Origin of the sequence: Streptococcus sp. HMSC067H01, assembly GCF_001814775.1 — a bacterium.
GTDB lineage: Bacteria > Bacillota > Bacilli > Lactobacillales > Streptococcaceae > Streptococcus.
In genome coordinates, this window is sequence record NZ_KV817813.1 from 23839 (window position 1) to 32905 (window position 9067).

Genomic DNA, 9067 nt, shown 5'->3' on the forward strand with positions numbered 1-9067 from the left:
CATTAAGCTAGATAGTCATTTTGTTATTTAAAAGGGCGAATATTTAATCCTAAAAAAGGCTAAAAGTTTTAAAATGATGATAAATAGCGTATAATGGTAGAAGAAAGAAGAGAAAGGGATTCCAAAATGAATAAACGTTTCTTGTTGCCTGTCCTATCGACAGCCCTATTAGCTCCAGCCTTTTTAGCTGGACAAGTCTATGCTGAAGAAAGCACTAGTACTTCAGAAGCTACAGAAGTTGTGAGCACTGCAGAAGCACCAGTAGTAGCAGCGACTTCTAAGGTTGTTACAAGTCCAGCAACACCAGCTGAAGAGGCTGCAACTCAAAAAGAAGAAGCAGATACTGTTATCTTGCATACCAATGACGTGCATGGTCGTATCGTAGAAGAAAAAGGAGTAATCGGAGATGCCAAACTCGCGACAGTTATTGAGAAGGAGCGAGAAAAGGGCAACCAAACGACTCTAGTAGTGGATGCAGGTGATGCCTTCCAAGGTCTGCCTATTTCAAACTCTACAAAGGGTGAAGCTCGTGCCAAAATCCTAAATGAGATGGGCTACGATGCTATGGCTGTAGGAAATCATGAGTTTGACTTTGGACTTGACGAAGCTAAAAAATACAAAGAAATCTTGAACTTCCCACTGCTCAGCTCAAATACTTATGTAAACGGAGCTCGTCTATTTGAAGCAGCAACAATTGTTGATAAGAACAAGAATGTTGAAGGTGATGAGTTTGTCGTCATCGGTGTGACAACACCTGAAACAGCTACTAAGACCCACCCTAAAAATGTTAAAGGCGTAACCTTTACAGAACCGATTGCAGAGGTTAACAAGGTTATCGAAGAAATTCAAGCTAAAGCCTTGGCAGAAGGAAAAGACTACAAACACTATGTTGTTCTCGCTCACTTGGGAGTTGATACAACAACACCTGTAGAATGGCGTGGTTCAACACTTGCAGAAGCACTCTCAAAAAATCCTCTTTTGAAAGGTAAGCGTGTTACAGTGATTGATGGTCACTCTCATACAGTAGAATCTACTACCTATGGGGACAATGTGACATACAACCAGACAGGAAGCTATCTCCATAACGTTGGTAAAATCACTTACAAATCTCGTCAATTATTAGGAAATCCAAGCCAGGTACCTGCTGCAGATGCTAAGAAATTAGAAGCCAATCCAAAGATTGCAGCCATGGTCAAAGAAATCAAAGAAAAATATGATGCTGAAAATGCTGTAGAAGTTGTTTCAAATAGCCCAGTTGAATTGAACGGTGACCGTGAAAATGTTCGTGTCCGCGAAACTAACCTTGGAAATGTCGTCGCAGATTCTCTCTACCAGTATGGTCAAACAGGATTTAGTCATCCAACAGATATTGCTGTGACAAATGGTGGAGGCTTGCGTGAAACTATTGCCAAAGGTAAACCAATCACAAAAGGAAATGTCATTGCAGTCTTGCCGTTTGGAAACACAATCTCACAAATTCAAGTAACTGGTCAGCAAGTTCTGGATATGTTTGAAAAATCACTCGGCTCTATCTTGCAGGTTGATAAGGCAGGAAAAACTGTCTTGGATGAAAATGGTCAACCATTGCTAGAACCAAGTGGTGGATTCTTACAGATTTCAGGAGCCAAGGTCTACTACGATACAAATTTAACTGCAGGCAAACGTGTCTTGGCTATTCAAGTGAAGAATCGTGCGACTGGTCTTTATGAAAAACTAGATTTGGCTAAAGTCTACTACTTAGCAACCAATGACTTCCTTGCAGCAGGTGGTGACGGTTATACCATGCTTGGTGGTGCTAGAGAAGAAGGTCCTTCAATGGATGCTGCTTTTGAAGACTATCTAAAAACAGCTGATTTGACTCAGTATGAAAAGGTAAATCCAAATTCACGCACGATTTCTGTGGACTCAAAAACATTTAAACTTCCTGAAGAAGGTAAAGTGCAAGACCCAGCTAAACCAGAAGAAGACCAAGCAACAAAACCGACTCAACCTTCTACTGTAAAAGTTGATTATAAGGTTGCAGATAAGTTTGCTAAGAAAACAGTAGTCTCAGAGAAACTACTTCCAAATACAGGTAGTGAGCAATCTATTTTCATGATGCTACTTGGTATGATTCTTGGAGCGACAGCCCTCTGGACTAGCCGTAAACAAGAAAAATAATTCTAAAGGATGAAAACATCTCAGGTGTTTTCATCTTTTTTCTTGACTCCTTGCTTGGATGTGATATACTTAACTAGTAAAGGAATGGTGTGATACTCAATAAAAATCAAAGAGCAAACTAGGAAGCGAGACGCAGGCTGTACTTGAGTACGCCAAGACGAAGCTGACGTGGTTTGAATTTGATTTTTGAAGAGAATGAAAACCTTGTATTTATAGAAATTCCGTTCTGAGAAAGGAGCAAATCATGAGACAGTTGGCAAAAGATATCGATCGTTTTTTAAATGAGATTATTCTCAAGGCGGAAAACCAACATGAAATTCTCATCGGTCATTGCACCAGTGATGTGGCCTTGACCAATACCCAGGAGCATATTCTCATGCTTTTATCAGAGGAGTCGCTCACCAACTCTGAGTTGGCGCGTCGTCTCAATGTCAGTCAAGCAGCTGTCACCAAGGCCATTAAATCCCTGATTAAAGAGGGGATGTTAGAGACATCTAAGGATCCCAAGGATGCTCGCGTTATCTTCTATCGATTGACAGACTTGGCACGACCAATTGCTGAGGAACACCACCATCATCATGAGCATACCCTCTCGACTTATGAGCAGGTTGTCACTCAGTTCACACCAAACGAACAAAAAATTATCCAGCGGTTTTTAACTGCTTTAGTAGGAGAAATCAAGTAATGAGATACATCACAGTAGAGGATTTGTCCTTCTATTATGACAAGGAACCGGTGCTTGAGCATATCAATTACAGTGTTGATAGTGGGGAATTTGTCACACTGACAGGAGAAAATGGAGCGGCAAAGACGACTCTTATCAAGGCTAGTCTTGGTATTTTACAACCGAGAATTGGGAAAGTAAGCATCTCAAAGACAAATATTCATGGGAAAAAATTAAGAATTGCCTATCTTCCTCAGCAGATCGCCAGTTTCAATGCAGGCTTTCCAAGTACTGTTTATGAATTTGTCAAATCAGGTCGCTACCCAAGAAAGGGCTGGTTCCGTCGTTTGAATGCCCATGATGAAGAACACATCAAGGCTAGTCTGAACTCGGTAGGCATGTGGGAACATCGGGATAAACGGATTGGTTCTCTCTCTGGTGGGCAAAAGCAAAGAGCGGTCATTGCACGTATGTTTGCTTCAGATCCAGATATCTTTATCTTGGATGAGCCAACGACAGGGATGGATGCTGGTACCAAAAATGAATTTTATGAGCTCATGCACCATAGTGCCCACCATCATGGCAAGGCTGTTTTGATGATTACTCACGATCCTGAAGAAGTCAAGGATTACGCAGATCGTAATATCCACCTTGTTCGTGACCAAGATTCGCCATGGCGTTGCTTCAACGTCCATGAAAGTGATCAGGAGGTGGACCATGCTTAATCTACTGTCTTATGATTTTATGCAGCGAGCCTTTTTGGCAGTTATTGCCATGAGTCTCTTTTCACCAGTTCTTGGAACTTTTCTAATCTTGCGCCGTCAAAGTCTCATGAGCGACACTCTCAGTCACGTCTCGCTTTCGGGTGTTGCCTTTGGCTTGGTTTTGGGGATTTCTCCGACCATCTCAACTATTGCTATTGTCTTGATTGCGGCGATCTTTCTTGAATACTTGCGTACGGTTTATAAGAGCTTTATGGAGATTGGGACAGCCATTCTCATGTCTACAGGACTTGCAGTTTCACTTATTGTTATGAGTAAGGGGAAGAGTTCTAGTTCGATGAGTCTGGATCAGTATCTTTTTGGATCTATCGTGACTATTAGTCAAGAGCAGGTCATTAGCCTCTTTGTTATTGCAGCGGTTGTTTTAATCCTGACTTTCCTCTTTTTAAGGCCTATGTATATTCTAACTTTTGACGAGGATACAGCTTTTGTCGATGGTCTTCCAGTGCGTACCATGTCTATTCTCTTTAACATGGTAACTGGTGTGGCTATTGCCCTCATGATACCAGCTGCGGGAGCACTTTTGGTATCGACTATCATGGTCTTACCAGCAAGTATTGCTTTGCGTCTAGGTAAAAACTTTAGTTCTGTGATGATTCTTGCCAGTGTTATTGGTTTTCTAGGCATGGTTGCGGGGCTCTATATTTCCTACTATGCAGAGACACCACCAAGTGCAAGTATTACCATTATCTTTGTAGTTGTCTTCTTGTTAGTCAGCTTACTCAAACGTTTTATCAAATAGGAGAAGTACATGAAAAAACTAGGCCTACTTTTGGCAAGTCTTGTGACAGTCTTCTTAGTTGCTTGTTCTAATCAAAAACAAGCAGACGGGAAATTAAATATCGTTACAACTTTCTATCCTGTCTACGAATTTACCAAGCAAGTCGCGGGAGATACCGCAAATGTAGAACTCCTAATCGGTGCTGGTACAGAACCCCACGACTATGAACCATCCGCTAAGGCAGTTGCCAAAATCCAAGACGCTGATGCCTTTGTTTATGAGAATGAAAATATGGAAACTTGGGTTCCTAAGTTATTAGAATCCCTAGATGCGAAAAAAGTAAAAACGATTAAAGCTACTGGAGATATGTTGCTTCTTCCGGGAAGTGAAGAAGAGGAAGACCATGACCATGGTGAAGAAGGTCATCATCACGAGTATGATCCTCACGTCTGGTTGTCTCCTGCGCGTGCAATCAAACTTGTAGAACATATCCGTGATAGTCTTTCAGCTGACTATCCAGATAAGAAGGCGACTTTTGAACAAAATGCAGTAGCCTATATCGAAAAACTACAAGCCTTGGACAAGGCCTATACTGAAGGACTTTCTGATGCTAAACAAAAGAGTTTTGTGACTCAACACGCTGCCTTCCGTTATCTAGCCTTGGATTACGGACTCAATCAAGTCTCTATCTCAGGTCTTTCACCAGATGCGGAGCCTTCAGCAAGTCGTTTGGCAGAATTAACCGAATATATCAAGAAGAATAAGATTTCTTATATCTACTTTGAAGAAAATGCCTCTCAAGCCCTAGCCAATACTCTCTCAAAAGAAACAGGAGTGAAGCTAGATGTTCTGAATCCTCTTGAAAGCTTGACCGAAGCGGACATGAAGGCTGGAGAAAACTATATCTCTGTCATGGAGAAAAATCTCAAAGCTCTCAAGCAAACAACTGACCAGGCAGGGGCAGAAATTGAACCAGAAAAAGCAGAGGAAACTAAAACCGTTCAAAATGGTTACTTTGAAGATGCCAATGTCAAGGATCGTACCTTGAGTGACTATGCTGGTAACTGGCAGTCAGTCTATCCTTTCCTTGAAAATGGTACTCTAGACCAAGTCTTTGACTACAAGGCTAAATTGACTGGTAAGATGACTAAGGATGAATACAAAGCCTACTATCAAAAAGGTTACCAAACAGATGTAACCAAGATTAACATCACGGATAACACTATGGAATTCATCCAAGGTGGCCAAAGTAAGAAATATACTTACAAGTATGTCGGCAAGAAAATCTTGACTTATAAGAAAGGGAATCGTGGAGTACGCTTCCTCTTTGAAGCGACTGATGCAGACGCTGGACAATTCAAGTATGTTCAGTTTAGCGACCACAATATCGCTCCGGTCAAGGCAGAGCATTTCCATATCTTCTTTGGAGGCACTAGCCAAGAAGCCCTCTTTGAAGAGATGGACAACTGGCCAACCTACTATCCAGATGGCTTATCAGGTCAAGAGATTGCTCAAGAAATGTTGGCTCATTAAATCCAAACAATCCTTCCTACATGGGGAGGATTTTTCTTATTTTTTCATCCCTAAGCATCTGGATTGACATTGACAGATAAGCTTGTATAATAGTTGTAATAGAGAAAGTTACAACAAAGAGGGGGTTTCTATGGTTTACGAATATAATAGTCAGATTTATTTGGCTGAAGTAGCTTTAAATGTCAAGGACTTAGAAAGTCAGACAGCATTTTATCATCAGTTGCTTGGGTTAGAGATTTTGAATCAATCGGAAAATCAAGTTCTTTTAGGTGCCGGTGGGAAACCACTAGTTCGGCTAATTAAGACAGATGACATAAGCAATCCTAAGCAAAGTTACGGTCTTTATCATATGGCACTTCTTTTGCCGACTCGTGAAGATTTGGCAAATCTTTTTAAATACTTGTTAGACTTAAAGATTCCATTAGTTGGTGGAGCTGATCATGGCTATAGTGAAGCCATCTATTTAGAAGATTTAGAGGGCAATGGCATTGAGCTCTATAGAGACAAGCCTGTGAATGAGTGGGACATTCGTGAGGACGGTCGAATTATTGGTGTGACAGAAGAGCTATCTGCCCAAGCTATCTATGAACTAGGACGAGACATAGAGCCTTTTGTGATCGCAGAAGGCACTCGCATGGGCCATGTTCACCTATCTGTTAAAAATAGTCGAGAGTCGAGTTCTTTTTATCAAGAGTCTCTAGGTCTTGAGGATAAATTCACGATTCCACATGCCAGTTGGATAGCATCAGGGGATTATCATCATCATTTGGCTATCAATGAATGGGGAGGAAAAAGTTTAGCTCGACGTGAGAATGGATTGACAGGCCTAGCCTACTATGTGGTTGAAGTTGAGAATAAAGAAGAAATGTTGAGGCTATTCGCTCAATCTCAAAGTAGCGAAGCGGTAACTCAGTGGTTTTCGTCTTCTGAATTCTCCATTACAGATAAAGATGGAATTCTTACTCGAGTGAGGGTGGAGGGCTAAAAGGCTTTAAGGGAAGAGATCCTTTTGACAAAGGTTTTCATTAGAGATATAATGAAGAAAAATTGTTCAAGGAAAAAGATATGACAAAATCAAAGTATATTACTCGCCTTAAACGTTCTGAAGGTCAATTGCGGGGGATCCAAAAAATGATAGAGGAGGAGCGTGATTGTGTCGATATCCTTACTCAATTAACAGCAGTTCGATCCAGTGTTGATCGTGTGATTGAGTTAATCATTACGGAAAATTTAACGGCTTGTATCAATGACCCTCTAGAGGATCCCCAAGCGCAGAAGGAAAGATTGGAAAGGCGGTTAAATACTTGATTAAACGTAAGTAAATTGCTCCTTCTATGATATAATAGTAGTGAGTACTAAGGTAAAAAAGCGACTCCTTGTAAAATGTCAAAAAGCTAGTAGAAGAACATGATAGCATCATTGTTTCAAGCAACTTAGATGAAGTTGCTTGAGGAGATTCGATAGACTCATTTGAAAGGAACTTGGCAAATAGCAAATGATACGATTCTTATCTCAGATGAGCTAATCAAGTTTTAAGCTGGACCATTGGGACCGGATTTTGTGCAAATCTATCAGGGTCAAGGGGCAGATAGACTTTCTTGTGAAATTAGTGTTACAAATCCATACGATCATTTATGGAAAAACAGGCTTGGATGTGGAAGTATTGTTTTTCGTGATTCACAAGCCATCTTAGAGCAGAGCATACTGCCTGATTTTAAAAATTGGAGGTTAGAACAGATATGAGAACAAGTGAAATCTACTTAGAAATCGCTCCACTATTAACCAGTAATCAGGAAATTTTAGAAAGTTTGAAAGTCTGTTTTGAGACACCGCAAACTTATTTCCAAGAGCATGCTGATCGATATGATGAACGTTGTATTGATGCAGAGGATGACGAGGCTAGGCTCCAATGGATTGGCCTGGCGGATGAGTTGCTAGAGAGTGGTAGTTTTGTGGAGTTAGACTGGAATACGGAGAAGGAAGATTTTCTCTATGAGCTAGAATCCTTGGTTGTGAAATACAAGCTCCCTTTGCAGGAGGAGTGGTTCAAAGAGGATGGGGATATTCCGTTGTGGGCCCAAACTCTAGATCAAGAGTGGGAGTCGCGAGGCTTCTGTCTAGCAGCTATGGACATTGATAGCGATAGCTATGTCCTCTTTCCGTGTCAAGTAAGAGATTTGTCAAGCCTTATCACCCTTAGTCAAAAAGTAAATCAGCGCTTTGACTATGCTAAAAATATGTAATTGCTAGTAGATTAAAGGAGCGAGCCCAGGATGACTTTTGCTTTTAAAGATGCACCCGAAACAGCCTGTATCGTTTGCCAACATGTTTTGGATGGGAAAAATCCGATTACCTTTATCTCCCATGATAAAGAGGATGGGATGTGGCAATTTTTGTGTTCAGAAGATCATATCCTAGAGGACGTCCGTCTTATTTCCCAAGCTGAAGCATTTCAAATAGATGAGTCCATCGGTCAAGTTGCGGATTTGCCTAGAGGCTTTGTGATAGAACGGACAGAGGCTAAAGGTAGATGGAAGGCATATTTGTCATCAGCTGTGGAATCATAGCTTAAGTCTTAAAAAGTCCTTTTCTTAAAAGTGTAAATGAAACCGATAATCCTTAAAATCCAGTTGTAGCTACAAACATACACTTAGGAGGTAGCAAGATGGAATTGTACAGTAAAGTAGTGGCAAAGCTAGAAGAGTTAGCTATTCCCTTTGAAGTTGTGGAGCATGAGCCTGCCCTAACGACTGAGCAAGCAGATAGTTTTATCGAAGGAATCGAGGGTGTTCGCACCAAAACCATGTTTCTAACTAACAAAAAGAAAACAGCTTTTTATCTTGTTATTATGGATGATAAAAAACGTCTGGATATGGAGTTATTGAAGGATTTGATCGGGGCCAATAGGATTCGTATGGCTTCTTCTGAGAGTCTCTTTGAAAAAATGATGCTTCCAGCAGGAGTTGTTTCTCCCTTTGGTTTGCTTAACAATGCTGACAAAGATATTCAAGTTTATTTCGACAAAGAAATTATGTCGGAAAGACGAATGAGTTTTCACCCTAATACTAACGAGAAAACCCTCTTTTTAGATAGGACAGATTTACTGAAATTCTTAGAAGCCATTGGCTATCAAGTCTTCAGAGTCAGAAAAACGCCTACTATCAAGTGTTGACTGAACTGCACCCCAAAAGTTAGACAGAAAAAAAT

The 9067-nt window shown here is 40.8% G+C and carries 9 protein-coding genes and 1 pseudogene; all 10 read left to right on the top strand.

What is annotated here, in order from left to right:
• The first annotated feature begins 126 nt into the window (after positions 1 to 126).
• Entirely contained in the window at positions 127 to 2160 is a 2034-nt protein-coding gene (nt5e, locus tag HMPREF2987_RS09605; RefSeq protein ID WP_075230347.1) for a cell surface ecto-5'-nucleotidase Nt5e, read from the top strand.
• A 244-nt stretch (positions 2161 to 2404) separates the two neighbouring features.
• Positions 2405 to 2845, top strand: a complete 441-nt coding sequence (gene adcR / locus HMPREF2987_RS09610) for a zinc-dependent transcriptional regulator AdcR (protein ID WP_075230348.1) — start codon at positions 2405 to 2407, stop codon at positions 2843 to 2845.
• Positions 2845 to 3549, top strand: coding sequence for a metal ABC transporter ATP-binding protein (locus HMPREF2987_RS09615; protein WP_075230349.1), 705 nt, complete (start codon positions 2845 to 2847; stop codon positions 3547 to 3549). The genes adcR and HMPREF2987_RS09615 overlap by 1 nt, the downstream gene beginning before the upstream one ends.
• Complete coding sequence (locus tag HMPREF2987_RS09620; RefSeq protein WP_075230350.1) at positions 3542 to 4348, top strand: metal ABC transporter permease; 807 nt, start codon at positions 3542 to 3544, stop codon at positions 4346 to 4348. The genes HMPREF2987_RS09615 and HMPREF2987_RS09620 overlap by 8 nt, the downstream gene beginning before the upstream one ends.
• 9 nt (positions 4349 to 4357) lie before the next feature.
• Positions 4358 to 5860 (top strand): zinc ABC transporter substrate-binding protein AdcA, encoded by a 1503-nt coding sequence (locus tag HMPREF2987_RS09625; protein WP_075230351.1) that lies wholly within the window; start codon positions 4358 to 4360, stop codon positions 5858 to 5860.
• 130 nt (positions 5861 to 5990) lie between these two features.
• Positions 5991 to 6845 (top strand): VOC family protein, encoded by an 855-nt coding sequence (locus tag HMPREF2987_RS09630; protein ID WP_075230352.1) that lies wholly within the window; start codon positions 5991 to 5993, stop codon positions 6843 to 6845.
• 80 nt (positions 6846 to 6925) lie between these two features.
• Positions 6926 to 7182: pseudogene (locus tag HMPREF2987_RS09635) on the top strand (metal-sensitive transcriptional regulator).
• Positions 7183 to 7599: 417 nt separating this feature from the next.
• Positions 7600 to 8103, top strand: coding sequence for a DUF6630 family protein (locus HMPREF2987_RS09640; protein ID WP_075230353.1), 504 nt, complete (start codon positions 7600 to 7602; stop codon positions 8101 to 8103).
• Positions 8104 to 8133: 30 nt separating this feature from the next.
• Positions 8134 to 8427 (top strand): hypothetical protein, encoded by a 294-nt coding sequence (locus HMPREF2987_RS09645; protein ID WP_075230354.1) that lies wholly within the window; start codon positions 8134 to 8136, stop codon positions 8425 to 8427.
• A 98-nt stretch (positions 8428 to 8525) separates the two neighbouring features.
• Complete coding sequence (locus tag HMPREF2987_RS09650) at positions 8526 to 9032, top strand: prolyl-tRNA synthetase associated domain-containing protein (RefSeq protein ID WP_075230355.1); 507 nt, start codon at positions 8526 to 8528, stop codon at positions 9030 to 9032.
• Positions 9033 to 9067 lie beyond the last annotated feature (35 nt).

Bases quoted from the DNA above. Each gene is read 5' to 3' on its own strand.
- HMPREF2987_RS09630 (WP_075230352.1), top strand. From the start codon at position 5,991: ATGGTTTACGAATATAATAGTCAGATTTATTTGGCTGAAGTAGCTTTA.
- HMPREF2987_RS09615 (WP_075230349.1), top strand. From the start codon at position 2,845: ATGAGATACATCACAGTAGAGGATTTGTCCTTCTATTATGACAAGGAA.
- HMPREF2987_RS09620 (WP_075230350.1), top strand. From the start codon at position 3,542: ATGCTTAATCTACTGTCTTATGATTTTATGCAGCGAGCCTTTTTGGCA.
- HMPREF2987_RS09650 (WP_075230355.1), top strand. From the start codon at position 8,526: ATGGAATTGTACAGTAAAGTAGTGGCAAAGCTAGAAGAGTTAGCTATT.
- HMPREF2987_RS09625 (WP_075230351.1), top strand. From the start codon at position 4,358: ATGAAAAAACTAGGCCTACTTTTGGCAAGTCTTGTGACAGTCTTCTTA.
- adcR (WP_075230348.1), top strand. From the start codon at position 2,405: ATGAGACAGTTGGCAAAAGATATCGATCGTTTTTTAAATGAGATTATT.
- HMPREF2987_RS09645 (WP_075230354.1), top strand. From the start codon at position 8,134: ATGACTTTTGCTTTTAAAGATGCACCCGAAACAGCCTGTATCGTTTGC.
- HMPREF2987_RS09640 (WP_075230353.1), top strand. From the start codon at position 7,600: ATGAGAACAAGTGAAATCTACTTAGAAATCGCTCCACTATTAACCAGT.
- nt5e (WP_075230347.1), top strand. From the start codon at position 127: ATGAATAAACGTTTCTTGTTGCCTGTCCTATCGACAGCCCTATTAGCT.